Annotated in this window: 28 protein-coding genes and 1 pseudogene; 9 read left to right on the forward strand and 20 right to left on the reverse strand. The window is 73.9% G+C overall.

The genetic code is table 11. The features are described from left to right. Entirely contained in the window at nucleotides 1–234 is a 234-nt protein-coding gene (locus tag ACFV3E_RS32725) for a hypothetical protein (RefSeq protein WP_500537958.1), read from the reverse strand. Nucleotides 235–532: 298 nt separating this feature from the next. Between ACFV3E_RS32725 and ACFV3E_RS32730 the strand changes: the two genes are divergently transcribed. Both ACFV3E_RS32730 and ACFV3E_RS32735 read left to right on the forward strand, forming a co-directional pair. Further along, nucleotides 533–1732: a PP2C family protein-serine/threonine phosphatase gene (locus tag ACFV3E_RS32730; protein ID WP_500537960.1), complete on the forward strand. Its 1200-nt coding sequence runs from the start codon at nucleotides 533–535 to the stop codon at nucleotides 1730–1732. A gap of 237 nt (nucleotides 1733–1969) precedes the next feature. After that, nucleotides 1970–2128, forward strand: coding sequence for a hypothetical protein (locus tag ACFV3E_RS32735; protein ID WP_179279708.1), 159 nt, complete (start codon nucleotides 1970–1972; stop codon nucleotides 2126–2128). Nucleotides 2129–2251: 123 nt separating this feature from the next. On the opposite strand, the gene ACFV3E_RS32740 is transcribed toward ACFV3E_RS32735, so the two are convergent. The 8 genes from ACFV3E_RS32740 to ACFV3E_RS32775 all read right to left on the reverse strand — a co-directional run bounded on the left by ACFV3E_RS32740 (nucleotide 2252) and on the right by ACFV3E_RS32775 (nucleotide 9187). Beyond that, on the reverse strand, nucleotides 2252–2704 hold the full coding sequence (locus tag ACFV3E_RS32740; RefSeq protein ID WP_500537962.1) for a DUF5990 family protein: 453 nt from the start codon (nucleotides 2702–2704) through the stop codon (nucleotides 2252–2254). Between the two features lie 2 nt (nucleotides 2705–2706). Further along, a complete protein-coding gene (locus ACFV3E_RS32745) occupies nucleotides 2707–3078 on the reverse strand; it encodes an ASCH domain-containing protein (protein ID WP_500537964.1) in 372 nt (123 codons plus the stop codon). A gap of 75 nt (nucleotides 3079–3153) precedes the next feature. Then, complete coding sequence (locus ACFV3E_RS32750) at nucleotides 3154–4101, reverse strand: carbohydrate kinase family protein (protein ID WP_500537966.1); 948 nt, start codon at nucleotides 4099–4101, stop codon at nucleotides 3154–3156. After that, on the reverse strand, nucleotides 4098–5087 hold the full coding sequence (locus ACFV3E_RS32755; protein ID WP_500537968.1) for a zinc-dependent alcohol dehydrogenase family protein: 990 nt from the start codon (nucleotides 5085–5087) through the stop codon (nucleotides 4098–4100). The genes ACFV3E_RS32750 and ACFV3E_RS32755 overlap by 4 nt, the downstream gene beginning before the upstream one ends. Next, entirely contained in the window at nucleotides 5084–5935 is an 852-nt protein-coding gene (locus tag ACFV3E_RS32760; protein WP_500537970.1) for a carbohydrate ABC transporter permease, read from the reverse strand. Before ACFV3E_RS32760 ends, ACFV3E_RS32755 begins: the two co-directional genes overlap by 4 nt. Next, a complete protein-coding gene (locus ACFV3E_RS32765) occupies nucleotides 5932–6906 on the reverse strand; it encodes a carbohydrate ABC transporter permease (protein ID WP_500537972.1) in 975 nt (324 codons plus the stop codon). Before ACFV3E_RS32765 ends, ACFV3E_RS32760 begins: the two co-directional genes overlap by 4 nt. Nucleotides 6907–6913: 7 nt before the next feature. Next, entirely contained in the window at nucleotides 6914–8308 is a 1395-nt protein-coding gene (locus ACFV3E_RS32770; RefSeq protein ID WP_500537974.1) for an ABC transporter substrate-binding protein, read from the reverse strand. A gap of 117 nt (nucleotides 8309–8425) precedes the next feature. Continuing rightward, nucleotides 8426–9187 (reverse strand): DeoR/GlpR family DNA-binding transcription regulator, encoded by a 762-nt coding sequence (locus tag ACFV3E_RS32775; protein ID WP_500363491.1) that lies wholly within the window; start codon nucleotides 9185–9187, stop codon nucleotides 8426–8428. Between the two features lie 266 nt (nucleotides 9188–9453). Here ACFV3E_RS32775 and ACFV3E_RS32780 point away from each other — a divergent pair, with 266 nt between their 5' ends. Continuing rightward, the gene (locus ACFV3E_RS32780; RefSeq protein ID WP_500537976.1) at nucleotides 9454–10362 is read left to right on the forward strand and encodes a squalene/phytoene synthase family protein; all 909 of its coding nucleotides are present in this window, start codon (nucleotides 9454–9456) and stop codon (nucleotides 10360–10362) included. 24 nt (nucleotides 10363–10386) lie between these two features. Here ACFV3E_RS32780 and ACFV3E_RS32785 read toward each other — a convergent pair whose 3' ends face one another. Continuing rightward, on the reverse strand, nucleotides 10387–10854 hold the full coding sequence (locus ACFV3E_RS32785) for a hypothetical protein (protein WP_500537978.1): 468 nt from the start codon (nucleotides 10852–10854) through the stop codon (nucleotides 10387–10389). A gap of 83 nt (nucleotides 10855–10937) precedes the next feature. Here ACFV3E_RS32785 and ACFV3E_RS32790 point away from each other — a divergent pair. Both ACFV3E_RS32790 and ACFV3E_RS32795 read left to right on the forward strand, forming a co-directional pair. Further along, nucleotides 10938–11036 (forward strand): annotated as a pseudogene (locus ACFV3E_RS32790) (MHYT domain-containing protein); the annotation flags it as partial. Further along, nucleotides 11013–11612, forward strand: a complete 600-nt coding sequence (locus ACFV3E_RS32795) for an MHYT domain-containing protein (protein WP_500538008.1) — start codon at nucleotides 11013–11015, stop codon at nucleotides 11610–11612. The pseudogene ACFV3E_RS32790 and the gene ACFV3E_RS32795, both read left to right, overlap by 24 nt. Before the next feature lie 48 nt (nucleotides 11613–11660). Here ACFV3E_RS32795 and ACFV3E_RS32800 read toward each other — a convergent pair whose 3' ends face one another. Genes ACFV3E_RS32800 through ACFV3E_RS32825 form a run of 6 tightly spaced genes read right to left on the reverse strand, consistent with a single transcriptional unit; the run spans nucleotide 11661 to nucleotide 18569 of the window. Further along, on the reverse strand, nucleotides 11661–12965 hold the full coding sequence (locus tag ACFV3E_RS32800) for a vWA domain-containing protein (RefSeq protein ID WP_500537980.1): 1305 nt from the start codon (nucleotides 12963–12965) through the stop codon (nucleotides 11661–11663). Then, nucleotides 12955–13857, reverse strand: a complete 903-nt coding sequence (locus ACFV3E_RS32805; RefSeq protein WP_500537982.1) for an AAA family ATPase — start codon at nucleotides 13855–13857, stop codon at nucleotides 12955–12957. The genes ACFV3E_RS32800 and ACFV3E_RS32805 overlap by 11 nt, the downstream gene beginning before the upstream one ends. After that, entirely contained in the window at nucleotides 13854–14810 is a 957-nt protein-coding gene (locus ACFV3E_RS32810; RefSeq protein ID WP_500537984.1) for an XdhC family protein, read from the reverse strand. The genes ACFV3E_RS32805 and ACFV3E_RS32810 overlap by 4 nt, the downstream gene beginning before the upstream one ends. Beyond that, nucleotides 14807–17185, reverse strand: coding sequence for an aerobic carbon-monoxide dehydrogenase large subunit (locus tag ACFV3E_RS32815; protein ID WP_500537986.1), 2379 nt, complete (start codon nucleotides 17183–17185; stop codon nucleotides 14807–14809). Before ACFV3E_RS32815 ends, ACFV3E_RS32810 begins: the two co-directional genes overlap by 4 nt. After that, nucleotides 17182–17682 (reverse strand): (2Fe-2S)-binding protein, encoded by a 501-nt coding sequence (locus ACFV3E_RS32820; protein WP_500363479.1) that lies wholly within the window; start codon nucleotides 17680–17682, stop codon nucleotides 17182–17184. Before ACFV3E_RS32820 ends, ACFV3E_RS32815 begins: the two co-directional genes overlap by 4 nt. Beyond that, entirely contained in the window at nucleotides 17679–18569 is an 891-nt protein-coding gene (locus ACFV3E_RS32825) for an FAD binding domain-containing protein (protein WP_500537988.1), read from the reverse strand. The genes ACFV3E_RS32820 and ACFV3E_RS32825 overlap by 4 nt, the downstream gene beginning before the upstream one ends. A gap of 159 nt (nucleotides 18570–18728) precedes the next feature. On the opposite strand from ACFV3E_RS32825, the gene ACFV3E_RS32830 reads away from it, so the two are divergent. From ACFV3E_RS32830 to ACFV3E_RS32840, 3 genes are all read left to right on the forward strand, one after another. Then, nucleotides 18729–19688, forward strand: a complete 960-nt coding sequence (locus ACFV3E_RS32830) for a LysR family transcriptional regulator (protein WP_500537990.1) — start codon at nucleotides 18729–18731, stop codon at nucleotides 19686–19688. A gap of 153 nt (nucleotides 19689–19841) precedes the next feature. Continuing rightward, nucleotides 19842–20624, forward strand: coding sequence for an SRPBCC family protein (locus tag ACFV3E_RS32835; protein WP_500537992.1), 783 nt, complete (start codon nucleotides 19842–19844; stop codon nucleotides 20622–20624). An 8-nt stretch (nucleotides 20625–20632) separates the two neighbouring features. Then, a complete protein-coding gene (locus tag ACFV3E_RS32840; protein WP_500537994.1) occupies nucleotides 20633–21745 on the forward strand; it encodes an XdhC family protein in 1113 nt (370 codons plus the stop codon). A gap of 239 nt (nucleotides 21746–21984) precedes the next feature. On the opposite strand, the gene ACFV3E_RS32845 is transcribed toward ACFV3E_RS32840, so the two are convergent. The 4 genes from ACFV3E_RS32845 to ACFV3E_RS32860 all read right to left on the reverse strand — a co-directional run bounded on the left by ACFV3E_RS32845 (nucleotide 21985) and on the right by ACFV3E_RS32860 (nucleotide 24957). Continuing rightward, nucleotides 21985–22551: a cysteine hydrolase family protein gene (locus ACFV3E_RS32845; RefSeq protein ID WP_500537996.1), complete on the reverse strand. Its 567-nt coding sequence runs from the start codon at nucleotides 22549–22551 to the stop codon at nucleotides 21985–21987. A 99-nt stretch (nucleotides 22552–22650) separates the two neighbouring features. Next, nucleotides 22651–23802 carry a glycoside hydrolase family 64 protein gene (locus ACFV3E_RS32850; protein ID WP_500538010.1) on the reverse strand — a complete coding sequence of 384 codons (1152 nt, stop codon included), beginning with the start codon at nucleotides 23800–23802 and terminating at the stop codon, nucleotides 22651–22653. 321 nt (nucleotides 23803–24123) lie between these two features. After that, nucleotides 24124–24372 (reverse strand): DNA polymerase ligase N-terminal domain-containing protein, encoded by a 249-nt coding sequence (locus ACFV3E_RS32855; RefSeq protein ID WP_500537998.1) that lies wholly within the window; start codon nucleotides 24370–24372, stop codon nucleotides 24124–24126. Nucleotides 24373–24729: 357 nt separating this feature from the next. Further along, nucleotides 24730–24957 (reverse strand): DUF5133 domain-containing protein, encoded by a 228-nt coding sequence (locus tag ACFV3E_RS32860; RefSeq protein ID WP_500538000.1) that lies wholly within the window; start codon nucleotides 24955–24957, stop codon nucleotides 24730–24732. Between the two features lie 119 nt (nucleotides 24958–25076). On the opposite strand from ACFV3E_RS32860, the gene ACFV3E_RS32865 reads away from it, so the two are divergent. Beyond that, nucleotides 25077–25424, forward strand: coding sequence for a DUF3040 domain-containing protein (locus ACFV3E_RS32865; protein ID WP_500538002.1), 348 nt, complete (start codon nucleotides 25077–25079; stop codon nucleotides 25422–25424). Nucleotides 25425–25492 lie beyond the last annotated feature (68 nt).

Here is a 25492-nt window from a genome sequence, read left to right on the forward strand (position 1 = left end):
TCAGCGGCGGTGGTGGTTGACGACGTGGTGGTGACGGTGCGTCCGGTACCCGTGCCAGCGGTGGTGATGACGCTTGCCGTGGTGGCTGTGGTGGCCGCGCCCGTGGTCACCGTGCGTGGCGTGCGTGCCGTGGGCGCGGACGGACTCCGGCGTGACGGCGCCGGCGCCCGCCGCACCGCCCAGGACGACGGCCACGGCCACACCGACCGCGGCCACGAAACGGGAAACGCGCATGGATCGACTCCTGTCTCCGCGGGTGCCGTGGGCACCCGCACGGGTGGGACACGAGAAGCGTCGGGCCTCGGGGTGCCGGTTAAGGTGCGGCACGCCCGTATTGGCACTCGATTTGCTGGAATATGACGTTCTGCGGAACCGGCGCCTGTAGGCGATCCGGGGATGCCCGCGCCGCCGCCGAGGCATCGTGTGGCCGGGCGGAGCCGCAGGTCAGGGGCGGTGCGATGTTTCGGGCGCGGCGTCCGGGGCAGGTGCCCCACGTCCCGGCCCGCGGCCGGGGACGGCGCACCGACAGGTGATGGTGACGGTGGACGACACCGGCTTCGGCACCCTGCTGAGCGGGCTCCTGCAGCGCTCGCACGAGGTCGCCCCGGAGGACTGGGGCGCCGCACTCGCACGTGCCGCCCACCAGTTGGGCGTGGACGACGTGACGGTCCTGCTCGCCGACGTCCAGCAGTCCCGGCTCGTCCCGCTGCCGGGCGACCCGGCCCGCGGTGCGCGCCGCGCCGTGGCCGTCGACGGCACGCCCGCGGGTGCCGCTTACCGGACGGTCTCCCTGCGCCTGAGCGAGCGGGACGACCGGATCACGATGTGGCTCCCGCTCGTGGACGGCGTGGAGCGGATCGGCGTCATGGAGGTCACCTCCCGCCGGATCGACCCCGAACTGCTCGCCCGCTGCCGCGCGCTCGCCGACGTGACGAGCCTGGCGATCGTCTCCGGGACGGGGTCGAGCGACGACATGCTGCGGCTCGTCCGCAGCCGGCCGATGAGCGCCGCCGCGGAGCTGGTGTGGGCCTTCCTGCCGCCGCGGACGCTCGGCACGACCGAGGTGACCTCCAGTGCCGTGCTGGAACCCGCGTACGAGATCGGCGGCGACGCCTTCGACCACAGCCTCCAGGAGGACCACCTGCACCTGACGGTGGTCGACGCGATGGGCCACGACCTCGCCTCGGGGCTCGTGGCGGCCGTGGCGCTGGCCGGCTGCCGGGCGGCCCGGCGCGCCGGCGCCGACCTGGGCGAGATCGTCAAGTCCGTGGACGAGACACTGGCCGAGTGGATCCCGGACCGGTTCGCGACCGCGGTCTTCGCCGACCTCGACATCCGCAGCGGCCGGTTCGCGTGGGCGAACTGCGGGCACCCCGCGCCCCGGCTGATCCGCGCCCGGCACGTGGTCACCGGCGCCCTGGAGCGCGACGCGGACCTGCCGCTCGGCCTCGGTCCCGAGTGCGGCGGCCGCCCGCGCTCGGTCCACTCCACACGGCTGGAACCCGGTGACCGGGTCCTCCTCCACACCGACGGCGTGACCGAGTCCCGCGCGGAGGGCGGCGACGAGTTCGGCGAGCGGCGCCTCACCGAGTACGTCGTGCACGCCACCGCACTCGGCGACCCCGCTCCGGAGGTCCTGCGGCGGCTCGTCCACGCGATCCTGGCGCACCGGCACGGCCGTCTCGACGACGACGCCACGGTCCTGCTCGCCGAGTGGCACCCCACCCGCTGAACGCACGTGCCCGGAGCGGTTTCCACCGCGCGGCCCGGGGCAGCCGCATTCCGACGACCCACGGACCGCCCGCACGGTGGCGGACACGGTCGGTGCCGCGGCCATCGCGCAACGCGACGGCCGCAGAGCGCCCGCCGGGTGTCCCCGAGAGACATGCCCTGATCGGGAATGTTATGTGGTGTAAATCACGTTCGAACGGGTATGCGGTGTCGAGAGGACCTGAGGAGGCACCCAGCCGTGGACACACGCAACGGCCACCCGACCAGCACCCGCATCCCCCGCGACCAGCAGATACGCACCTGTCGGCCTGCTGTCGTGAAGGAAGGCCGGGGCAATCCGCCGCAGCGGGAGCCCGACAGCGGCAAGGAATGGAACATCGTCAGGGGCGAGGACTGAGGCACCCGAGCCCCCCTGTGACGGAACGGGATCACTGCCCGGCGCCGGTGGGAAGGCGGAAGCGGTCGTGCGGACCGTGGGCGCGCCCACCGGTGGGGTGGTGGTCCCGTTCGCGCGTCGTCGTCAGCCCCTCGCGTCGGGTGCCCGCGCCGACCATGAGATGAGCGGCGGCCGTACGGCGGCGCACAGCGGGCCGCCCCTGGCGTCGGTGAGGCCCAGCCGCCCGACGAGCATCCCGCAGCGTACCGCCTCGCGGAGCGTCCCGGTCCCGACGCCGTCGAGCATGAGTTTGGCGCGGCGGAACATCGTGAAGCCGCCGTCACCCGACACGGTGCCCCAGGACAGGTAGACGAAGCGGGCGCCGGGGCCGCCCTGGACGTAGGGGCCCGTGACGTCGACGCCGTCAGGGGTCTCACGGACCCGGCAGTCGAGGTCCCACGTCGCCGCCGCGGCGTCCCCCGGCCGCGGGTCCAGGAGTTCCGAGGGGCGGGCGCGGCGCTGCACGGCGACGTGGACGCCGGCGTGCTCGCCGAAGCCGCGGCCGGGCAGGTCGCGTGCCTCGATGCGGAGCCGCACGGTCAGCCCCCCGCCGTCACGAGCCGGAACGCCAGGCACACCACGGACGTGGCGTCCTCGACGGGGGTGCCCGCGCGTTCCCAGAAACGGCGGTGCCCGGCCTGCCAGTCGGTGAGGGAGGCGTCCCCCTCACCCTCGGCGGCGGCGTGCTCCCACGTCACGTCTGCGAAGGACGTCACCTCCACGCCCGTGATCTCGATGACGCCCACGCAGCGGCTCTCCCGGTCCAGCAGGGCCAGCCGCTCGCCGACGAACTCCAGCCCCTCGGACTCCTCGACGTACTCGGACAGCAGTCCGGTCGTCGCGGTCTTCCTGCCCGCCAGGACCAGGGAGTTCAGCTCGTCCCGCAGCGCGTCGGGCGTGCCGAGCTCCATGGAGCGCATTCCGTCGACCCGCGGCCACATCGGCGTACCGCCCCTCGGTGCGTGGGAGTGCCGTCCGCGGGATCATCACACGACGGGTGTGACCTCCGCCAGGAACGGTGGGTCCGCTCCCGCCCGCCCGCAGGTCAGAGCCGCGACCCGCGCGGCGAGTTCCAGGGCGTCGCCCACCGCGGGCGGCACCGGACCGCCGTCCGCGGCCGCGCGCAGCCGCCCGCGGGCCGCCGCCCCGCCGAGCAGCCCGGCGGAGAGGAGACCGGCGAGCAGACCCGCCATGAAGGCGTCACCGGCGCCGATCGTGTCGACGACCTCCACCCGGTGGGCGGGGACACGGAGCCGTCCCCCCGGTGCCCAGTGGGCCTCGGCACCTCCCGCGCCCCGGGTGAGGACGACCAGGCGGGGACCGCGGCGCGCCCAGTCGGCGGCGACGTCGCCCGGATCCCGTCCGGGGTGGAGCCACCCGAGGTCCTCCTCGCTGGCCTTCACCACGTCGGCGAGAGCGACCAGCCGTTCGACGCGCGGCCGTTCGGTCTCGGGCGGACCGAGCAGCGCGGGCCTGAGGTTCGGGTCGTACGAGACGGTGTGCCCACGCCGCCGGACCGCCGCGACGAGGGCGAACAGCCGCCCCGCACCCGGCTCCAGCGCGGTGGCGACCGAACCGGTGTGGAGGTGCCCCGGCACGCCGAGCGGCCCGACCGGGGGGAGGTCCCAGGTGATGTCGAACCGGTACGCGGCGCTGCCGCTCCCGTCGAGTTCGGCCCTGGCCGTGGACGTCGGGGCGTCCACGACCGACCCCGGCAGCAGCGCGACGCGCCCCTCCGTCAGCCGTTCGACCAGTGCGTCGCCGTGCGCGTCCCGGCCGATGCGGGTGGCCAGGCTGACCGGGTGCCCGAGCCGGGCCAGACCGAGCGCGGTGTTGGCCGGGCTGCCGCCCGGGTGGGCGTACCGCGTCCCGTCGGGCCCGACGACCACGTCGGTCAGCGCCTCGCCGGCGACCAGCGTGGCGGGCGCGGTCACGGCCGCACCAGGATCTTGCGGCCGACGCCCGCCGCGAAGCGCTCGATGGCTTGGGGGTAGTCGGTGAGCGGGAAGCGGTCGCTGATGAACACCCCGGGGTCCAGCACCCCGGCGGCGAAGAGCTCGGCGGCCCGCTCGTAGCTGTGCAGGACCGCCATGGAGCCCGTGATGGTGATCTCCTCGTTGTAGATCCGGTACGGCTCGATGACCGCGCGGGCGGCGTAGTCGGCGACCCCGAACTGCAGGAAGGTGCCGCCCCTGCCGACCCGTTGCAGCCCGTCCTGGATCGCGGCGGCGTTGCCGGTGGCGTCCACGACGACCTCCCAGCCGCGCGGGCGGGCGATCTCCTCCGCCGAGGCGGCCGTGTTGTCGCAGCCCAGCAGCCGTGCGGTGGCGAGCCGTTCGGGGTTGACGTCGACGACGTCCACGCCGGCCGCCCCCGTCCGCTTGGCGAGCTCCAGCATCATTAGGCCCATCGTTCCCGAGCCGTAGATCAGCACATGGGCGCCCAGCCGGCTGCGCAGCACGTCGTAGCCGCGCACGGCGCACGACAGCGGCTCGATCAGCGCGGCGTCCGCGGTCGCCACGTGGTCGGGCAGGACCACGCAGTTGGCGACCGGCGCGACGGCGAACTCGGCGGCGCCGCCGGGCTCGGTGACCCCGATCGCGGCCCACCGCTCGCACAGGTTGCCGCGGCCCAGGCGGCAGTAGTGGCACTCGCCGCAGTGCAGCGAGGGGTCGACGGCGACCCGGGCGCCGACCGCCACCTCCGTGACGGCAGAGCCGACCGCGACCACCTCGCCGGCGAACTCGTGCCCCGGCACGATCGGCAGCGTCGGCGCGAACTCCCCCCGCAGGATGTGCAGATCGGTTCCGCACAGGCCGCAGGCCGCGACCGCGACCACCACGTCCCGAGGACCGGGGGCGGGGTCCTCGACGGTGGCGAGCTCGATCTTCCCGGGCTCGGCGATGACCACTGCCTTCACTTGACGGCTCCCAGTGACAGGCCCTGGACCAGCCGGTCCTGGGCGGCGAATCCGGCGACGAGGACGGGCAGGGACACCACGACGGCCGCGGCGCAGACCTTCGCGAGGAAGAGTCCCTGGCTGGTGACGAAGGAGGTGAGGAAGACCGGCGCGGTCACCGAACGGACACCGGTGAGTACCCGGGCGAAGAGCATCTCGTTCCAGCTGAAGATGAAGCAGATCAGCGAGGTGGCGGCGATGCCGGGGGCGGAGACGGGGATGACGATGCGGCGGAAGACGGCCGGCAGTCCGGCGCCGTCGATCGCGGCGGCCTCGAGGATCGCCACCGGGATCTCGGCGAGGAAGGACCGCATCATCCAGACCGCGATCGGCAGGTTCATCGAGGTGTAGAGCAGGACCATCAGCCAGACGTTGTCCAGCAGCCCGAGGTTCTGCGCCACGAGGTAGACCGGCAGCAGCCCGGCGACCGCGGGCAGCATCTTCGTCGACAGGAAGAAGAACAGCACGTCGGACCACTTGCGGACGGGACGGATCGACAGCGCGTACGCGGCGGGTACCGCCAGTGCCAGCACCAGGAGCGTGGAGGCCAGGCTCGCCGTCAGGGAGTTGACCAGGGCGGGCCACGGGCTGGCACCGGTGGCGGCGCCGAAGAACTCCCGGTAGCCGTCGAGGGTGAGCCCGGCGCCGAGGGAGGGCGGGTTGGTGGCGGCGTCCGTCTCGCTGTGCAGCGAGGTCAGCACCATCCACGCGATCGGCGCGACGAACAGCAGGGCGGCGGCCCAGGCGACCAGCCCCCACAGGGAGGCGGAACGACGCCTGCGCGCACCGGGCGCGGCCACGGCGCTCATGAGGACTCCTCCTTCAGCAGCGTCGACACCAGGCGCAGCGCGAGGGTGGCGACGACGATGGTCCCGGCGACCACGACCACGCCGGCCGCCGACGCCCGGCCGTAGTCGTGCGCCTTGTAGAAGGACTCGTAGATCGTGTACGGCAGGTTGGCGGTGCCCAGGCCGCCCGAGGTGAGGGTGAAGACCGCGTCGAAGTTCTGCACGACGTAGACCGAGCCCAGCAGCGCGGCCAGTTCGAGGTAACGCCGCAGATGGGGCAGGGTCAGGAAGCGGAAGACCTGCCAGGCGTTCGCGCCGTCCACCCGGGCCGCCTCCACCGCCTCCGTGGAGCGGCTCTGCAGTCCGGCGAGCAGGATCAGCATCATGAACGGGGTCCACTGCCACACCAGCGAGGCCCCGACCGCCCCGAGCGGCATCGAGGTGATCCAGTCCGGCTGCGGCGGGCGTTCGCTGCCGAACAGCTGCCACAGCCTGGTCAGGGCGCCGTTGAACAGTCCGTACTCGGGGTTGTAGAGGGCGTGCTTCCACAGCAGCGCCGAGGCCACAGGCACCAGCAGGAACGGCGCGATCAGCAGGGTGCGCACCAGCCCGCGGCCGCGGAACCGGCGGTCGAGCAGCAGCGCCAGGCCCAGCCCCAGCACGAGGCTGACCAGGACGACACCGGCCGTGAGCCAGACGGTGGTCAGGACGGACGCCCGCAGGTCGGCGTCGCCGAACACGTCGGCGTAGTTGGTCAGTCCGGTGAAGCCCCGCCGGTCGGGGTAGAGGGCGTTCCAGTCCATGAAGGAGATCACCAGCGTGGCCACGAAGGGCATCTGGGTGACGACCACCATGAACACCAGCGCCGGCATCAGGGGCGCGCGCCGGGCCCACGCGGCGGCCCGGCCGGGGCCCGCGGTCCGGGCGGCCACCGCCCGGACCGGTGCCCGGCCGCGCACCTCCTCCGTGACGGCGCTCGACGTACCGGTCATGGCCGAATCACCCGTTCCGGTACTGGGCGGCGACCTTCTCCGCGAGTTGCTGGGCCTTGTCCAGCGCCGCGTCCACCGAGGTGCGCCCGGCGATCGCGGAGGCGATCTCCTGCGAGACCTTGGTGCCGAGGTCCGGGAACTCGGGGATGTCGACGAACTGGATGCCGAGCGTCGGCCGCGGCTGGACGCCCGGGTCGCGCGGGTCGGCCCCGGCGATGGCCTCCTCGGTGGCCTCGGCGAAGGGGCCCGCCACCTTCAGGTAGTCCGCGTTCGCGTACGTGGAGGTGCGCTTGCCCGCCGGGACGCGGGCCCAGCCGAGCTTCTTGCCGACGAGTTCCTCGTAGCCCTTGCCGGACGCCCAGGCCACGAACTTCGCCGCGTCGTCCTGGTGCTTGCTCGCCTTCTGGATGCCCCAGGCCCAGGTGTACAGCCAGCCGGAGTTGTCGGTCTTCACCACGGGAGCCGGGGCGTAGCCGACCTTGCCGGCGACGGGGGAGTCGGCGCTGTCGAGGATCCCGGCCGCCGAGGTGGCGTCGTACCACATGGCGGTCTTGCCCTGCTGGAAGGCGCCCAGGCACTCGGCGAAGCCGGCCTGCGGCGCGCCCGCCTCGCCGTGCTCGCGGACCAGGTCGACGTAGAACTTCGTCGCCTCCTTGAAGGCGGGCGCGTTCACCTGGGCCTGCCAGTCCTTGCTGAACCAGGTGCCGCCGAAGGTGTTGACGACGGTGGTCAGCGGAGCCATCACCTCGCCCCAGCCGGGCAGCCCGCGCAGGCAGATGCCCTTCATGCCGGGCTCGGCGCCGTCGGCCTTCGCCGCGAGGCCGGCGACCTGCTGCCAGGTGGGGCGGTCGGGCATGGTGAGGCCCTTCGCCTCGAACACGTCCTTGCGGTACATCAGGAACGACGACTCGCCGTAGAACGGCTCGGCGTACAGCTTCCCGTCGGCGCCGGTCAGGCTCTCCCTCATCGACGGCAGGATGTCCGCCTGGTCGAAGTCCGGGTCCTTGGCGACGGTGTCGTCCAGCGGGGCCAGCCAGCCGTTCTTGCCGTAGATCGGCGCCTCGTAGTTGCTGATGGACGCGACGTCGTAGGTGCCGGCCTGGCTGGAGAACTCCTGGCTGATCTTGTCGCGGACGTCGTTCTCGGGCAGCACCGTGAAGTTGACCTTGATGCCGGTGCTCTTGGTGAAGTCCGACGCGGTCAGTTTCTGCAGGTCCAGCATCTGCGGGTTGTTGACCATGAGGACGTTCACGGAGGCGCCGCCGCCCTCGCCGTCCCCTCCGCCGCCACCCGCGCCGGCGCAGCCGGTGGCGAGCAGGGCCGTGCAGGCCCCGAGTGCGGTCAGCCGTACGGCGGCGCGGCGCCGTGGCGCCCTTGCGCGGTCGGTGTCGGTCCTGGGCATGGGGAGGCCTTCCTGTGAGGGGGTCCCGGCGGCGGGCCCGCGGCCCGGGGCGCGTCGGGGTGTGCCGGGGCGACCTGCGGCGGCTCGCGCGCAGGGTGGAGGGGGAGGTGCGGTGGATCAGACGCGGATCACGTTGGGGCCGAGCAGCGAGTAGCGGTGGGCCTCGGGGGCCGGCAGGCCCGTGTCGGTGACGATCGTCTCGAAGTCGCCGATCTCCGCGAACCGGCAGAAGCTCGAGGCGCCGAACTTGGTGTGGATCCCCACCAGGACGCGGCGCCGCGCGGAGCGCACCGCCTGCGCCTTGACGTCCGCGACGACGGGATCGGGGGTGGTCAGGCCGAAGTCGCGGGATATGCCGTTGGCCCCCATGATCGCCAGGTCGATGACGAAGGAGGACAGCATCTGGGTGGCCCAGGAGCCGACGGTGGCCAGGGTGCGGCCCCGTACGCGGCCCCCGAGCAGCAGCACGGTGGTCTCGGGGGACTGGGCCACCGCCGCCGCGGTCGGCAGCGAGGCGGTCACCACGGTCAGCGGGCGGTCGGTGGGGAGCAGCGCCGCCAGCAACTGCTGGGTGTAGCCCTCGTCGATGAAGACGGTCTCCGCCTCGCCGAGCAGCTTCACCCCCGCCGCGGCGATCCGGCGCTTGCCCTCCACCTGGTGGGTCTCGCGGCGGGCCAGGTCCGTCTCGAAGCCGGCGCTCTCCACCGGGTACGCCCCGCCGTGGGTCCGGCGGACCAGCCCGCGCCGTTCCAGCTCGCTGAGGTCGCGGCGGATCGTCTCCGGTGCCACCTTGAAGTCCGCGGCCAGTGCGGTGACCTCCACCCGTCCGGCCTGCCGCACCAGGGCCAGGATCCTGTGCTGCCGTTCGTCGCCGCGCATGGCCGCACCTCCCTGGTCCCGGTTCGTCATGGCCGTTCGGGCATCGGCCGCCCGTTTCCGCCCGTCCGAGATTTATACCGCCGGGGGGAGCGGTGCGGTCAGCCCGTACAAGGGCGGAGTGCGCCCGCTTCTGCCCGCTTCCGGAAGTGAGGTGACGCAGGTCGGCGATGGTCCGACCCGATCACGCCAGTGAGTTTGCGGGTTTTTCTGCGTTTGGGTGATCATCGGGTGACGTCCGGCCGGCGGACGACGGGAGCGGCGCAGCGATGAGCAGGTGGCGGAAGACCCTCGACCGGGCCGGCATCACCGACCCCGCCCTGCGCGAGGCGTACACCGCCCAACGCCGTCTGGTGGCGCGCTTCGACCGGGCCTCGTACGCCGCCGTGCGGCTGCTGCTGCCGGCGCCGCTCGTCCCCGACGCCCTCGCGGCCACCGCCTTCATGCACCACAGCGACAACCTGCTGGACCGCGGTCCGGACGGCCGCGGCGCCTTCGCCGTGTGGGACGCGCAGGTCCGCGTGGCCCTCGCGGGTGATCCGGCGGACCCGCTGACGCGTGCCCTCGCCCATACCGTCACCCGGCGGCCGGCGCTCCGCGGCATCGTCGCGGACTACCTCGTCGCCGCCCCCGCCGACGCCGAGTGGCGCGGCCTCGCCACCGAGGCCGACTTCCAGGCCTACGTCGACGCGTACTCGCTGCCCGCCTTCCTCCTCGTCGCGGGACTGCTCGCGCCGCCCACCGGCTTCGACGCCTACCGTGCCGCCTGCCGCACCTTCATCGAGGCCGCCCAGCGCCTGGACTTCCTGGAGGACATGGCCGAGGACCTCGCGGACGGGCGGCTGGGCGTCCCCGAGGACGCCCTGGCCCGCCACGGCCTGAGCCGCGCGGCCCTGACCCGGGACCCCGACCCGGCGTCGGTGGCCGCGCTCGTCCGCGACCAGGCCGGGCTGGTGCGGTCCGGCTTCGCCGGCGCCACCGGACTCGTGGACCTCGTCCCGGAGCCCAACCGCCCCATGGTCAGGGCCCTCATCGCGCTCCAGGGGCACCGGTTGCGCAGCGCGGAGCGCGCCGGCGCGACGCTCGCCCGGCGGCCCGCCCCGCGTCCGCTGGGCCCCGCCCTGCTCACCCTCGCCGGCGCGTACGCGAGCACCTTCCGGCACCGCGCGCGGCCCTAGGCCGCGTCGTCCGGCAGCGCCGCGTCACGCCGTGGACGAGTCGGGCGGGCGGTGCCGGCCCGTGGCGAGGATCTCGGAGAGGCTCACGGCCGGACAGCCGAGCATCCCCGTCAGCACGCGCCGCTGGCGCTCGGTCAGAGGGGCGACGAAGACCGCCGCGTCGGCATCGGCCGCTTCGCAGGCCGCGGCTGCCTCACGGACCTTCCCGTGGCTCAGCAGGGTCCGTGAGGAATAGGGCAGGGCCATCTTCGTGACCCCGCCGTCCGAGACACCGCGCCGCTGGACGATCCGCCCGACGACCCGGGCACCGCGCGCCGCCAGTTCCGCGGCCGCCGAATCCATGAGCGCGGCGAAGTCCTTCTCCTTCGCGGAGAAGAGGCCGACGACCAGGACACCGGCCCCCGCCAACTCCACGGGCGCGACCCGGCGCTCGCTGGGCCCCGGCCTCGCAGGGCGAGCCGGACGCCGGTCGCGCCGTCGGGGCTGGTGCATGACCCACAGGGTAGACGCCGACGCCCCGTCACCGGTGGCGATACGCGTGGTGCCGCCGGCCGGGGCAAAGTGTCGAACTCCGTTACGACGTGCCGCTGACCGCGCTCAGCCTGGTCGTCGCGATCGTGATCGTGGGCGTCGGCATGCTGGTCGCCGGCCTGAAGCGGTCCTGGGTCGGGCTGCTCGCCGGGGGAGTCGGCGCGGGGATCGGCGTCGCCGCGATGCACTACCTGGGCATGGCGGCCCTGAGCTTCCCCGGCACCTTCGAGTACACGACCACGCTCGTGGTGCTCTCGGTGGTCATCGCGGTGGTGGCCGCCACCGTGGCGCTCTGGTTCACCCTGCGCGTGACAGGGGCCCGCGCGACGGTGGGCGCCTCGCTGGTGATGGCGATCGCCATCAGCGGCATGCACTACACGGCCATGACGGCCGTCGCGGTACGGAGCGTGTCGGGGGTCGTGAGTGAGGACGGCGTCACCGGGATCACCCTCGTCGCCCCGCTCATCATCGGCCTGGGCATCGAGGTGCTGCTGGTCCTCTTCGCCGTCCTGGTGAATCCCGTCGAGGTCGTGGGGAACGCGAGTGCGGCGCCGCGGGAGGAATTCGGCTCCCGCCCGTACGAGAACCGCCCGGCTCCCGAGGCCGTTCACCACACGGCACCGGCGAGTTATCACGTCCCGGCTCCCGCCGCGCACTTCGAGGCATTCGGTGGCGACCAGGAGGATCCGTACCGCGATTCCCGCGAATACCGGGGCTGAAATCCCGGTAATCGAAGGAGAGTGCAGGGGGCCGGGCCGTCGGGGACGTCATTTCCGTCGGCCTCGCCCCCTTCCGCTTGTCCTTCCTCTTTCCCTTCCGGTTCCTTTTCCTCGCGCGCTTCCGCCGATCGCCTCGGCCACTTCGGCGAGCGCGGCGAAGGTGTGGCCGCTGACGAACTCGTCGCAATGGGGGAGCGCCGCCGCCATGCCGCCGGCGAGCGGAAGGTAACCAGGCGCCGCCTTGCGGGGGTTGACCCATACGACGCGGTGCGCCAGCCGCCGCAGCCGGGCGGCCTCACGCCCCACCGCCCGCGGGTCCTCGCCCTCCCACCCGTCGGAGAAGATCACGACGATCGCGCCGCGTGCCATGCCGCGGCGGCCGAAGCGGTCGTTGAACTCCGCCAGCGCGTGCCCGATCCGGGTGCCGCCCGACCAGTCCGACGCGGCGGCCCCCGCCCGGCGCAGCGCCGCGTCCACCCCGTTCCGCCCCGAGTGGCGCAGCACCGGGGTGAGGCGGGTCAGGCGCGTGGCGAAGACGAACACCTCGGCGGCCACACCGACCGCCGCCGCGCGGGGGAAGAGCCTGAGGTAGGCACGGGCGTACGGCTCCATCGAGCCCGAGACGTCGCAGAGCAGCACCAGCGGGCGGCGCCGCAGCCGGGGGCGCGACCGGGCCAGGCGTACGGGCTCCAGCCCCGTCGTGCGGATCGCGCGCAGCGTGCCGCGCGGGTCCACCCGGGGGCCGTGCGGGTCGGTGTCGCGGCGCCGGGTCCTGCGCAGCGGGGTGCGCAGCACGATCAGCTCCATCAGCCGGTCCAGGGCGGCCAGTTCCGCCGCGTCCAGGGCGGCGAAGTCCTTGTGGGCGACGGCCTCCGCGGTGCTGCCCAGCGTCGGCACCGTCCCCGCACGGCCGTCCGCCTCCTCCCCGGTGCGGGGCGCGGCCGCCGTGCGCGCCGGCCCCGTCCCGGCGGGGGCCGGGCCCGGTGCCGTGCGGGCGCCGGGGGACGGGGCCGCCCGCGCGGCGTCCTCGGCGGCGTCCGGTGGGGCGGCGGTACGGTCGCCGCGCTCCGCGGGAACGCCCCCGAGTCCGCCGAACACACCCTCGAAGACCCGCTCGAAGGGCGCAACGAGTTCCCGGTCGGTGACGAAGGCCAGCCGCGCCGTCCAGTACAGGGCCTCCCGGTCCACCGGCGGCACCAGCCGCAGCGACCGCAGGAAGCACACCGTCCGCTCGGGGGTGACCGGCAGGCCCGCCCGGCGCAGCGCCTCGCCGAGCCGGCCGCCGAACTCCGCCGTGTCGAACAGCGGCAGCGGCAGCGGCCGCGCCGGCCCGGACGCCGGCTCAGGCGTCACGGCCGCTGCCCACGAGCCACTCCAGGCCCCGGTCCCGCACCAGTTCCTGGTCCTCCCGGTACTTCAGCAGCGTGCCCAGGGTCGCCCCCGCGGCCTCGGCGTCCAGGCGCCGTACGCCGAGCAGGGCGAGCGCCGCGAGCCAGTCGATGCTCTCGGCGATGCCCGGTGCCTTCTGGATCTCCAGGCCGCGCAGCCGCCGCACCGCCGCGGAGATCGCCTCCGCGAGTTCCGCCGAGGTCCCGGGCACCCGGCGGCGGACGATCCGCACCAGGCGCTCGGGGTCGGGGTAGTCGATCCAGTGGTAGAGGCAGCGCCGCTTCAGGGCGTCGTGCAGATCACGGGTGCGGTTCGAGGTGAGCACCACGACGGGCGGCACCACGGCACGGATGGTGCCGACCTCGGGGATCGTCACGGCCGACTCGGCCAGCACCTCCAGCAGGAAGGCCTCGAAGTCGTCGTCCGCCCGGTCGATCTCGTCGATCAGCAGCACCGCGGGCTCCGGGCCGGGATGGGTGAGCGCGGTCAGCACCGGGCGCCGCAGCAGGTACTCCTCCGTGAACAGGTCTGCCTCGGCGAGCCGTTCACCGCGCGCCTCGGCGAGCCGGATGCCCAGCAGCTGGCGCGCGTGGTTCCACTCGTAAAGGGCCTCCGCCGCGTCGAGGCCGTCGTAGCACTGCAGCCGCACCAGCGGGCCGCCCAGCACACCGGCCAGCGCCTTCGCCGCCTCCGTCTTGCCGACCCCGGCCTCGCCCTCCAGCAGCAGCGGCTGCGGCAGCCGCAGCGCCAGGAACAGCGCGGTGACCAGCCCCGGGTCCGCGAGGTAGCCGCGTTCGTCGAGCGCCCGGCGCAGACCCGCGGGGTCCGGGACGCGCTCCTGCGTGAACGTGCTCACCGTGCCTCCGCGTAGCGGGCGGGGTCGGCCTCGAACGCCGTGCGGCAGCCCGCGCAGCAGAACCAGCGGCGCTCGCCCCCGGCGTCGGAGTGCGGGGTGTCCGGCACGGCGGCCACCGTCATCCCGCAGACCGGGTCCAGCGCGGTGGGCGGTGCGGGCTCTCCCGCGGCGGGCGGATCGCCCACCGGGGCCGCGCTCTGCGCCCCGTCCCCGCCCCGCACCGAGGCGACCACCTCGGCGAGGATGGACAGCGCGATCTCGCCCGGCGTACGGGCGCCGATCCACAGGCCCGCGGGCGTACGGACCGCGTCCCGCTGCTCCCGCGTCAGGTCCAGCCCGCCGACCACCGCCGCCCCGCGCCGGGGACTGGCCACCAGCCCGACGTACGGCACGCCCGCGCGCACCGCCGCCGTCAGCGCGGCCTCCTCGTCCCGCCCGTGCGAGGCCACCACGACCGCGCGGACCCCGGACAGCGCCTGCGCGGTGAACCCGCCCGCGGGCGGCCCCGCGACCTCGTAGCCGAGGGCGGGGCCGAAGCCGGTCAGGGCCCGGGCGATGGGCGTGTCGCCCAGCACCAGGACGCGCGGGACGGGGCGCCGGGGTTCGAGGAAGATCTCCAGCTCCCCGCCCGACAGGCACGGGTTGCGCAGGCTCAGTGCCCCGTCCTCCGCCTCTGGCTCCACGCCGGCGCCCTCGTCCGCCGCCTCCGGGGAGATCCGCAGCAGCAGCGCCTCGCCACTGGCCAGCGTCCGCAGCGCCTGCGCGCGGACCGTGGCCTCCGCGCAGACGCCGCCGACGAACCCCTCGATCCGGCCGTCCTCCAGCACCACGGCGGTGTCGCCGGGGCGCGCGCTCGCCGGGCGGCGGGCGCGCACCACGGTCGCCCTCACGAACGGGACGTGTCGCGCGGTGAGTTCGGCGATCCGCGCGTCCAGCACCGGGGCCTGGCTCATTGCGGCGCCTCGACCTGGCCGTGCCGCATCGCCTGCCACACCCGGCCGGGCGTGAGCGGCATGTCCGCGTGACGCACGCCGATCGCGTCGAGCACCGCGTTGACCACCGCGGGGGGCGAGCCCACGGTGGCGGACTCGCCGATGCCCTTGGCGCCGATCGGGTGGTGCGGGGACGGTGTGACGGTGTGCCCCAGCTCCCAGGCCGGCACCTCCAGCGCGGTCGGCAGCAGGTAGTCCATGAAGGAGCCGGACAGGCAGTTGCCGTCCTCGTCGAAGCCGATGAACTCCATCAGCGCCATGCCGACCCCGTCCGCGAGGCCGCCGTGCACCTGCCCCTCGATGATCATGGGGTTGATGCGCGTCCCGCAGTCGTCCACCGCGATGAAGCGCCGCACCTTCACCGCGCCCGTGCCCGGGTCGACGTCGACCACGCAGATGTACGCCCCGAACGGGTAGGTCAGGTTGGGCGGGTTGTAGACCGTGGTGGCCTCCAGATGGCCCTCGACGCCCTCCGGCAGCTCCAGCGCCCCGTGCGCCGCGAGCGCGATCTCCTGGATCGTCCGGGTCATCGCCGGGTCGCCCTTGACCGACCAGCGGCCCTTGGTCCACTCCAGGTCGTCGGGCGACACCTCCAGCATCGCCCCCGCGATGATCCGTGCCTTGTCCCGCACCTTGCGGGCCACCAGTGCGGCGGCCGCGCCGGACACGGGGGTGGAGCGGGAGCCGTAGGTGCCGAGCCCGAAGGGCGTCTGGTCGGTGTCGCCGTGCACCACGTCGATGTCCTCGGGCGGGATGCCCAGTTCCTCGGCGACGATCTGCGCGAACGTCGTCTCGTGGCCCTGCCCCTGCGTCTGCACGCTCAGCCGCACCACGGCCTTGCCCGTGGGGTGGACGCGCAGCTCGCAGCCGTCGGCCATGCCCAGGCCCAGGATGTCCATGTGCTTGCGCGGGCCCGCGCCGACCGTCTCGGTGAAGAACGACAGCCCGATGCCCATGAGTTCACCGCGTTCGCGCTTGTCCGCCTGCTCGCGGCGCAGCTCCTCGTAGCCGGCGAGGTCCATGGCCTTGCGCAGGCAGGCCGGGTAGTCGCCCGAGTCGTACTCCCAGCCGGTCTTGTTCTGGTAGGGGAACTGCTCGGGCCGCAGCAGGTTGAGCATCCGCAGCTCAGCGGGGTCGGCGCCGAGCTCGGCCGCGAGGCAGTCCACCATGCGCTCGATCAGGTACACCGCCTCGGTGACGCGGAAGGAGCAGGCGTAGGCGACGCCGCCTGGCGCCTTGTTGGTGTAGACGCCGGTGACCTCGCAGTGCGCCGCCTCGATGTCGTACGAGCCGGTGAAGATGTGGAAGAAGCCCGCCGGGTACTTCGTCGGCTGCGCCGTGGAGTTGAAGGCGCCGTGATCGGCGAGGACCTTGACGCGCACACCGAGGATCCGGCCCTCGCGGGTCGCCGCGATCTGACCCGTCATGTGGTAGTCGCGGGCGAAGGAGGTGCTCATCAGGTTCTCCGAGCGGTCCTCCACCCACTTGACCGGCTTGCCCGTGACGATCGAGCCGACGACCGCGCACACGTACCCGGGGTAGATGCCGACCTTGTTGCCGAAGCCGCCGCCGATGTCCGGGGAGATGACCCGGATCTTGTGCTCGGGCAGCCCCGCGACCATCGCGTACAGCGTGCGGTGCGCGTGCGGCGCCTGGGTGGTCGTCCAGAGCGTCAGCTTGCCGTCGACCGGGTCCATGGAGGCCACCGCACCGCAGGTCTCCAGCGGGGCGGGGTGCACGCGCGGGTAGAGCATCGTCTGCTCGACGACGACGTCGGCGCCGGCGAACACCTCGTCGGTGGCGGCCCGGTCGCCGGCCTCCCAGTCGAAGATGTGGTTGTCGGTGCGGCCCTCCAGGTCGTCCCGGATGACCGGAGCGGCCGGGTCGAGGGCGCGGCGGGCGTCGATGACGGGGTCGAGCGGCTCGTAGTCCACGTCGATCAGCTCGATCGCGTCGCGGGCCGCGTAGTGGTCCTCGGCCACGACGAAGGCGACCTCCTGCCCCTGGAAGCGCACCTTGTCGGTGGCGAGCACCGCCTGGGTGTCCATCGACAGTGTCGGCATCCACGCCAGCCCGAGCCCGGCCAGCGTCTCCCCGGTGATCACGGCCTTGACCTTGGGGTGCGCCTCGGCGGCGGAGGTGTCGATGGACACGATCCGGGCGTGCGCGAACGGGCTGCGCAGCACCGCGCCGTGCAGCATGCCCGGCAGCTTCACGTCGTCCACGTAACGGCCCTTGCCGCGGACGAAGCGCGGGTCCTCCTTGCGCTTCATCCGGCCGAAGCCGATCGGCCGCTCCTCGGCGGCGGGCGCGGCGGGTTCATCGACGGTCGTCATGCCTGGCTCCCCGCTTCCGCACGGCTGTCCGCCTCGTGGGCGGCGGCCCACCGGATGGCCTTGACGATGTTGAGGTAGCCCGTGCACCGGCACAGCTGCCCCGAGATGGCCTCGCGTACCTCGTCCTCGGACGGGTCGGGATTGCGGTCCAGCAGCGCCCGGCCGCTGAGCATCATCCCCGGGGTGCAGAAGCCGCACTGCAGCCCGTGCTCCTCGATGAAGCCCTGCTGCACCGGGTCGAGGCGGTCGCCGTCCGCCAGCCCCTCGACGGTGCGGATCTCATGGCCCTCGGCCATGGCGGCCAGGACCGTGCAGCTCTTGACCGGCTCGCCGTCCATCAGCACCACGCAGGTGCCGCAGTTGCTGGTGTCGCAGCCCCAGTGTGTCCCGGTCAGCTCCAGGTCGTCGCGGAGGAACCGGACGAGGAGATGGCGGGCCTCCACCTCACGGGTGTGGTCCTCGCCGTTGACGTTCACCGTGATCCGCACGTCCGTCATCCCTCCTTCGCGGCCGCGGCCGGGGCGGTGGCCCGGGCGACGGCGCGCCGCAGGGCCCTCTTGGTCAGCTCTCCGGCCAGGTGCCGCTTGTACTCGGCCGCTCCGCGGCTGTCGGTGACGGGCGAGCAGCTCGCCGACGCCACGCGCCCGGCCTCCTCGACGAGCTCCGGCGACGGCTCACGGCCCTCCAGCAGCTCCTGCACCGCCTCCGCGTGCAGCCCGTCGGCGCCGACCGCCGCCAGACCCACCCCGACGTGCGTCATGCGACCGTCGTCGAGGGAGAGCGCCACTCCGGCCGCAGCCACCGCCCAGTCACCGGCCTTGCGCTCCAGCTTCTCGTAGGCGCTGCCGGAGTGGGCCAGGACCGGGAAGCGCACCTCGGTGAGCATCTCCCCGGCGCCGACCGCCGTCTCGTACGGTCCGCGGTGGAAGTCGGCCATGGCGACGGTGCGTTCGCCGTCCGCGCCGCGGATCACGGCCACCGCGTGCAGCGCCGCGCACACCGCCGACAGGTCCTCGGACGGGTCGGCCTGGCACAGCGAGCCGCCGATGGTGCCGCGGTTGCGGACCGGCGGGTCGGCGATCACCCGCTCGGCGTCGTGGATGATCGGGAAGTGCCGGCCGACCAGCGGCGACTCCAGCAGGGTGCGGTGCCGGGTGAGGGCGCCGACCCGCAGCTCGCCGCCGGTCTCGTCGATGTGGTCGAGTTCGGTGAGGTCGTTGATGTCGACGAGCACCTCCGGCCCGGCCAGACGCAGCTTCATCATGGGGAGCAGGCTGTGCCCTCCCGCGAGGACCCTGGCCTCCTCGCCGAAGCGCCCCAGCAGTTCCAGGGCCTCCTCCACGCTCTGCGCCCGTTGGTACTCGAACGAAGCGGGTACCTGCACGGCACCCTCCTTCCCTGCCCGGACGGTGGACGGTGTGGGTCGATGCGGGGTGCATGTGGGGGGAACACTCGCGCCGCGGGCGGGGTCGGTCAACGGCAACTGAAGAGAATGGTTAATACGGACTGAGACAGTTGACGCTCGAACAGATGTAATGTCCCCATGACGCTCACGCAGTTGAGGGCCTTCGTCGCCGTGGCCCGACTGGGATCGGTCAAGGCTGCCGCCGAGTCGCTGGGCGTCACCGAGCCCGCGGTGTCCGGGGCCGTCGCGGCGCTCCGCCGCGAACTGGGCGACGTCCTCTTCATCCGCTCGGGCGGCGGCATCAGCCTCACCCCGGGCGGACAGCGCCTGGCCGCGGGAGCCGCCGAGATCGTCGGCCTGGCGGAGGAGACCCGCCACCGCGTACGGCAGGCCAGCGCCGGCACCGTCCAACTGCGCGTGGCGTCCACCGAGACCGGTGCCGAGCAGGTGCTGCCCGCCCTCCTCGCGTCGTTCGGACGGCGCCAGCCCGACCTGGACGCCGACACGCTGGCGGTCCCCGTCGGCGTCTTCGGCGAACTGCTCAGGGACCGCAGGGCCGACGTCACGATCGGGCCCGCGCCCGCCCCGCACCCGGCGATCGAGTCCGTGCCCTTCCTCCGCTTCCAGCTGGTCGTCGTCGCGGCGCCCGGTCACCCGTTGCGGCAGCACTCCCGTATCGCCCCCGGGCGGCTCGGTCGCGAGCCCTGGCTCTTCGGACCCGCCGGCATGGACCCCGACACCCTCGCCGGTGCCTTCCTCGCCCGCATCGGCGTCGACCCCGCCAAGGCCACCGCCTTCCCGAGCGTGACCGCCTCGCTCAACGCCGTCGCGGCGGGCGACGGGGTGACGCTGGCCCTGCTGCACGTCGTGCGCGAGGAGTTGCGGCGCTCGCACCTCGTCGTCCTCGACGTCCTCGGCATGCCGATCAACGGGATGCTGTACGCGAGCACCCTCGCCTCCGACCGCCGCTCCGCCGTCGCCGCCGCCCTGTGCCGGTTCGTCACCACCCCCGCCGCCACGCAGGCCCTGCTCGCCCGCTCCAACGGCGTCCCGCTCACGGAGTTCCGGCCGCCCGTCCACGTCACGCTCTGGAGCTGACGCCCGGGCGTGCGGGTTCCTCGGGCGGCCGTGCGATCGGCGTCTTAAGCGAACGCTGAACTGCGCGTTGACGGCCCGCGACGGCGGGCCCAAGGTGTGGGCACCGTCCGGGACCGCCGATGACGCCACGACCGGAAGAGAGGTCTGCCCTCGATGGACTTCACCAACGAGTTCCGAGTGAGCCTGCCGCCGGACCAGGCCTGGGCCCTGCTCACCGACGTCGAGCGGATCGCACCGTGCATGCCGGGCGCCCAGCTCACCGGGCGGGACGGCGACACGTACAACGGCCTCGTGAAGGTGAAGGTCGGTCCGGTGACCGTCCAGTACAAGGGCACCGCCGCCTTCGAGGAGCAGGACGCCGCGAACCGGACCGCGGTGCTGCGGGCGCGCGGCCGTGACGCCCGGGGCCAGGGCAACGCCGACGCGCGCATCACCGCGCGGCTGGTTCCCGAGGGCGAGGCGACGACGGTGACGGTGGAGACCCGGCTGACGGTCACCGGGAAGATCGCGCAGTTCGGCAAGGGCATGATCGAAGAGGTCAGCAGGAAGCTGCTGGGCCAGTTCGTGGAAGCCCTGGAGCGGCAACTGGCCGAGGAGCGCGCCCCCGAGCCCGCCGCGGTCGGCGGGGGCGGAGGTGGCGGCGGGGACGGTACCGAGCCGTCGACCACGGCACCGGTTCCCTCGGCGCCTCCGGCCGCGGAGAGCACCGAGGCGGAACGGGAAGGGGGCGGGGAAGGGGCCGCGGAGGGGGGCTCGCAAGGCGACGCCGAAGGCCCGGCACCCGCGCGCGAGCCGGCACCCGGCCCGGTGCGGCCCACGGCGGAACCCGAGCCGATCGACCTCATGGGCGTCGCCAGGGGCGCCGTGCTCAAGCGGGCGATCCCGGCCGCCGTCGCGGTCGTCGTGCTCGTCCTGCTCATCGTCTGGCTCGTCTGAGGCCCGCGGTGCGAGAGCTCGCGGGCCCGCTCCGGGCCTGGTACGCGGCGGGACGCACGATCGGACTCGCCACCGTCGTCTGCGCCTACCGCAGCGCGCCCCGTCCCCCGGGCGCGGCGATGGCCGTGTCCGCCGAGGGCGACGTCGCCGGGAGCGTGTCCGGCGGATGCGTCGAGGCCGCCGTGTACGAGGTGGCGCGGGAGGTCGTCCGTACGATGACGCCGCAGCTGCAGCAGTACGGGATCAGCGACGACGACGCCTTCGCCGTCGGCCTCACCTGCGGCGGCACCATCGACGTCTTCGTCGAGCCGGTCTCCCCGGCGACCTTCCCCGAACTGCCCGCCGTCCTCGACGACATGGCGGCGGGCCGGGCGGTCGCGGTGGCAACGGTGGTCGCCGGTCCGGGTGCCGGGACCCGCATGGTGGTACGCCCCGGGGCACGCTCGGGCGGCCTCGGCTCCGCCGTCCTCGACGACGCCGTCGCCGGGGACGCCCGCGCCATGCTCGCCCGCGGCACGAGCGCGCAGCGCCGCTACGGCGAACGGCGGGTCTTCGTCCGCTCCTACGCGCCGCCGCCCCGCCTGCTGGTCTTCGGCGCCACCGACTTCGCCGCCGCCCTCGCCCGCCAGGGCGCGCTCCTCGGCCACCGCGTCACGGTCTGCGACGCGCGCCCCGTGTTCACCACCGCGGCCCGCTTCCCCGACGCCTACGAGGTCGTCGTCGAATGGCCGCACCGCTACCTCGCCGCGGAGTCCGCGGCGGGCCGCGTCGACGCCCGTACGATGGTGGCCGTCCTCACCCACGACCCGAAGTTCGACGTGCCGCTGCTGGAGGTGGCCCTCCGCCTACCGTTCCTGTGTTTCGTCGGGGCGATGGGTTCCCGGCGCACCCACGAGGACCGCCTCGAACGCCTGCGGCACGCGGGCCTGACCGACGTCGAACTCGCCCGCCTCAGCTCGCCGATCGGCCTCGACATCGGCGCCCTCACCCCTCAGGAGACGGCGGTCTCCATCGCGGCCGAGATCATCGCCGGAAGGCGCGGCGGCTCCGGGTCCCCGCTCAGCGGCACGACGGGACCGATCCACACCGCGGCGGTCCCCGCGGGACACGGCGCCCGCTGATGGGCCATGATCTGCGGGGGGGACCGAGCCCCGCGGATCGGGAGGGTGGGCGTGCCGGCTTCGTCGCCGTCCACCGCGGGCGGTCCGGACACCCTGCGCGCTCTGCAGGAGCGGGCGGCCCGCGCGCTTCTACGACCGGGCAGGCTTCAGCCGGCTGCGCGCCTACCACTACCGGACCGCGCCGTGAGCCCCGACGGGCGGTCGCCGCCGGGGACCCACGGGTCGTCGGCCCGGAGGGCTCAGCCCGTCTCGGCCGCGGCGAAGGAGACGTCCGCGGTGTCGACGGTGCCGCCGCGGCGCCCGGGGGCGCTCTGGTGCTTCCAGTAGAGGTTGGTGTGCGCGATCACCGACTCCGGGCCCGGCGCCCCGTAGGCGCTGAGGTCCTCCGTGGTGTGCGCGTCGCCGACGAGCGTGACGTCGTAGCCCCGGACGAGCCCGCCGTGCAGGGTCGAGCGGACGCAGGCGTCGGTCTGGGCACCCGTGACGACGAGCCGGCCCACGCCGCGGTCGGCGAGCACCGCCTCCAGCTCGGTGTCCTCGAAGGAGTCCCCGTAGCGCTTGTGGATCAGCGGCTCCGGCTCCTCGCGCACGAGCTCCGGCACGTACTGCCAGCTCTCGCTGCCCTTCTGCAGGCCTTCGTCCGAGTGCTGCACCCAGATCACGGGCACGTCCTCGGCCCGCGCCTTGCCGAGCAGGGTGTTGATGTTGGCGATGACGTCGTCCCGGTTGTGGGAGCCGGCCACCACCCCGTTCTGCACGTCGATGACGAGCAGCGCGGTGTTCGGACGGTCGGAAAGGGTCGTCATGGGGACTTCCAGTCTCTCGTCGCGGTGCCTGTGTCGTCCCCACCCTAGGCCGGGCCACCGACAATCCAGCCCGGTCGGCCCGGCCCTGGGGCCGGCGGCCTAGTCCAGCGGGTCAAGCGTGAGGGACGCCTGTTGCGGGTTGGCGTCGTTGACCAGCGACTCGTGGTTGCCCACGTCGTCGAAGGCGAAGGCGTACGCCTTGCCGTCGGCCATCCGCGCGTGGATCTCCCGGGCGTACTGGTTCGTCACGGAGTCCTGGTAGAAGCCGGCCGCGCTCGTGTCCGGCTGGGCGGGGTTGGTGAGCAGGGTGGTGCGGTTGAAGCCGGCGCACAGCGTGCGCGAAATCGGGCCGCGCACGAGGTCGTTCGGTGCGTCCAGCAGCTTGTGGCAGCCGAAGACGCTGTCCGCGTCGGGCTTCTGGAACGAGGTGACGACGGTCCCGGAGATGTCGGTGAAGTTCATGACGCCGCCGGAGACCCGCCCGTAGTACTTCGTACCGGGCCGGTCGCCGAAGGGGGTCACCGTGAGCGTCGCGGTGGAGTACTTCTGCCAGACGCGGTTGACGTAGTCGTCCATCACGGCGCGCGGGAGCGCGCCCGTCTCGATCCCGTGGCCGGGGGAGAGGGCGCGGAGCACGGTGCCGTCGGCGCGGGTCTGGACGAGGTTCGCCCAGCCGCCCGGCCGGCCCCGCAGGGCGGCGAAGAAGCCGTTCCATCCGCCCCGCACGAGGTGCCCGGTGGTGGTGCTGCTGCCGTCGGCGCGCTGGAGGCCGACGGCGTACGGGGCGGAGAACATGTCCACCTGCGTGCTGTTGATCCACAGCCCGGAGTCGTTGAGGGTGTACTCGGACCAGTTGGAGAGGATGTCCCGGTTGGGGTCGGACGGGTTCTGCACCGCGGGCTGCACCAAGCCCCCGGTGGTCAGCCGGAAGTCCAGCTTCCGGCCGTAGGAGAAGTAGACACGGCCGGAGAACTTGGGGAGCCGGATGGTGACGGACCTGCCGTTCGCGGGGCCGGCGATCGAGGCGTCGGGCGCCGGGGTCGGCGGGTTGCCCCCGGCCGGCCAGGGGTGGAAGGTGCCGTTGGCCTCGGCCCAGCCCTGGCGCCCGGTGGCGAGCTCGGTGCCCAGGTCGTAGAGGTACACGGACTCGTTGCGGCCGGAGTTGTTGGTGATCGTCAGCGGGATGGTGGCGGGGACGGCGGCCTCGGCGCGGGGGGACGTGGTGCCGAGGACGGCGAGGCCGACCGTCATCAGCAGCGCGGCCGGCAGGGCCGCGAGGGGCTTGCGTGGGATGTGCACGCGCTTCCTCCTTGTGTGGGGGCGGAGGGACGCCACGAGGGGCGAAAAGGTGCTGAGAGCGCTCTCAAGCGTCGATGCGTGAGGCGGACATGTCAATCCATGGCGTCAGGGTTGTTGAGCACCCCATGTGGCCGGGCCCCCGGTGGTGCCGTCTCGGCCCGCGTGCCGCAGCCACACGTACGCGACCGGCTGCGGCACGTTCGCCGCTCGCGTCCGGCCGACGACCCTGTCCACGCCCCCGAGGGCCCATCGCGACGACCCCGCCGTGCACGGTCACGGCCGCCCCGGGTTCGGGTGTGGGGGTAACCGCCCGTGCGGCAGCTTGGAGCCGTCCAGCCGGAACGAGGCGTGACCGTGCTCCAGCGCCCGCGCGAACGGGCCGTCGGCGAGCGGCCGGCAGCCGCCCTCGTCCCAGGCGATGACCGTGCCGCCGCCGTACTCCCCGGCAGCGAGGACACCCTTGGAGTCCGCCCGCTCCGGCGGGTGGTCCTCGGTCGGCACGGAGCGGAAGCCGAAGTGCACGCCGCCGGCGCCTCCTTCGCGGGCGCGGCCGGCTCCCCTCAGGTCGCGGGCTGCGGGCTGGGGCCCGGCGGCGGGAGCGGCCCGGGTTCGGGTCCGGGGCCCGGCGGCGTGGGGTCCGGGGGCACGGGGTCCGGCCCGGGCGGCGCGGGCGTGGGCGGCAGCGGGTCCGGGCCGACCGGCGGCACGGGTCCGGGGGCCGGACCGGGCTCCGGGCCCAGGGGGCCGGGCGACGGGGTGGGGTTCGGGGGCACCGGATCGTTGGGGGGCGTGGCGTTCGTCGTCATGCGTTCCTCCCGGTTCGGGCCGTTTCCGCTGAGGGGCGCGTACCCGGGAGCCCGCCGCTCACGCGGCCCGGCCTCAGGAACCATGGCCCCGACCGTCCGCCGGCCGTGCCCCCGACAGCCTGCCGCGGGCGGCGGCCAGCGCGGCCTCCACGTCCGTGGTCCCCGTGGCGACGCACAGCGTGTACGCCACGTCCTCCACCCGGCTGCGCGCCTCGTATCCGCCGTCGTCGGCGTTCGCCGCCCGAAGCGTCTCGTACTGCTCGACCAGCATGTGCAGAACCACGGGATGGGCCATCAACATGATCGGGATCCCTCCGTCACGACACCGGGACATTCTGCGACTCCGCGACCGAGTACCCCTCATCCCTTCCGCCATTCGGGGTAAGGAACAGGCATGGGCGGGTGGTGGAGGGGGCGGTGATGGAGGGTTCGGGGCTCACGGAGCGCGAACGGCGTGCGCTGGCGGAGATCGAGGACCTGTTGCGCGACGACGGCGTACTGGAACGTCAGTTGCGCACGATGCGCTTGGACCCGGAGTCGGGCCCACGCCCGGCCCCGGCTGACCTGTTGCGGCGGCCACGCGCCCTGCTGCTGGCGCTGCTGGCGATCGTGTGTTTCGGGCTGCTGATCGCCGCGACCGTCACGACCCTGCTCGCGGTCGTGTGTGCCTTCGTGGTGACGTGGCTGGTCACCCTCTTCGTGGCGGTCCGCCTGCCGGGTCCGGCCCGCCGCGCGGGCGCCCGGCGCCGCCGCGGCCGTCGCCGCTGACCCGGCGCCGCCGCGTCTCACGGCCGCGCGAGCTCCCGGTCGCCCTGGTCGCCCCAGCCGGGGCGACC

It is taken from the genome of Streptomyces sp. NPDC059718, from assembly GCF_042733315.1.
Classification (GTDB): domain Bacteria; phylum Actinomycetota; class Actinomycetes; order Streptomycetales; family Streptomycetaceae; genus Actinacidiphila.

Bases quoted from the DNA above. Each gene is read 5' to 3' on its own strand.
- ACFV3E_RS32725 (WP_500537958.1), bottom strand. From the start codon at position 234: ATGCGCGTTTCCCGTTTCGTGGCCGCGGTCGGTGTGGCCGTGGCCGTC.
- ACFV3E_RS32730 (WP_500537960.1), top strand. From the start codon at position 533: ATGGTGACGGTGGACGACACCGGCTTCGGCACCCTGCTGAGCGGGCTC.
- ACFV3E_RS32745 (WP_500537964.1), bottom strand. From the start codon at position 3,078: ATGGAGCTCGGCACGCCCGACGCGCTGCGGGACGAGCTGAACTCCCTG.
- ACFV3E_RS32760 (WP_500537970.1), bottom strand. From the start codon at position 5,935: ATGAGCGCCGTGGCCGCGCCCGGTGCGCGCAGGCGTCGTTCCGCCTCC.
- ACFV3E_RS32765 (WP_500537972.1), bottom strand. From the start codon at position 6,906: ATGACCGGTACGTCGAGCGCCGTCACGGAGGAGGTGCGCGGCCGGGCA.
- ACFV3E_RS32770 (WP_500537974.1), bottom strand. From the start codon at position 8,308: ATGCCCAGGACCGACACCGACCGCGCAAGGGCGCCACGGCGCCGCGCC.
- ACFV3E_RS32775 (WP_500363491.1), bottom strand. From the start codon at position 9,187: ATGCGCGGCGACGAACGGCAGCACAGGATCCTGGCCCTGGTGCGGCAG.
- ACFV3E_RS32780 (WP_500537976.1), top strand. From the start codon at position 9,454: ATGAGCAGGTGGCGGAAGACCCTCGACCGGGCCGGCATCACCGACCCC.
- ACFV3E_RS32785 (WP_500537978.1), bottom strand. From the start codon at position 10,854: ATGCACCAGCCCCGACGGCGCGACCGGCGTCCGGCTCGCCCTGCGAGG.
- ACFV3E_RS32810 (WP_500537984.1), bottom strand. From the start codon at position 14,810: ATGAGCCAGGCCCCGGTGCTGGACGCGCGGATCGCCGAACTCACCGCG.
- ACFV3E_RS32815 (WP_500537986.1), bottom strand. From the start codon at position 17,185: ATGACGACCGTCGATGAACCCGCCGCGCCCGCCGCCGAGGAGCGGCCG.
- ACFV3E_RS32820 (WP_500363479.1), bottom strand. From the start codon at position 17,682: ATGACGGACGTGCGGATCACGGTGAACGTCAACGGCGAGGACCACACC.
- ACFV3E_RS32830 (WP_500537990.1), top strand. From the start codon at position 18,729: ATGACGCTCACGCAGTTGAGGGCCTTCGTCGCCGTGGCCCGACTGGGA.
- ACFV3E_RS32835 (WP_500537992.1), top strand. From the start codon at position 19,842: ATGGACTTCACCAACGAGTTCCGAGTGAGCCTGCCGCCGGACCAGGCC.
- ACFV3E_RS32845 (WP_500537996.1), bottom strand. From the start codon at position 22,551: ATGACGACCCTTTCCGACCGTCCGAACACCGCGCTGCTCGTCATCGAC.
- ACFV3E_RS32850 (WP_500538010.1), bottom strand. From the start codon at position 23,802: ATGACGGTCGGCCTCGCCGTCCTCGGCACCACGTCCCCCCGCGCCGAG.
- ACFV3E_RS32860 (WP_500538000.1), bottom strand. From the start codon at position 24,957: ATGTTGATGGCCCATCCCGTGGTTCTGCACATGCTGGTCGAGCAGTAC.
- ACFV3E_RS32865 (WP_500538002.1), top strand. From the start codon at position 25,077: ATGGAGGGTTCGGGGCTCACGGAGCGCGAACGGCGTGCGCTGGCGGAG.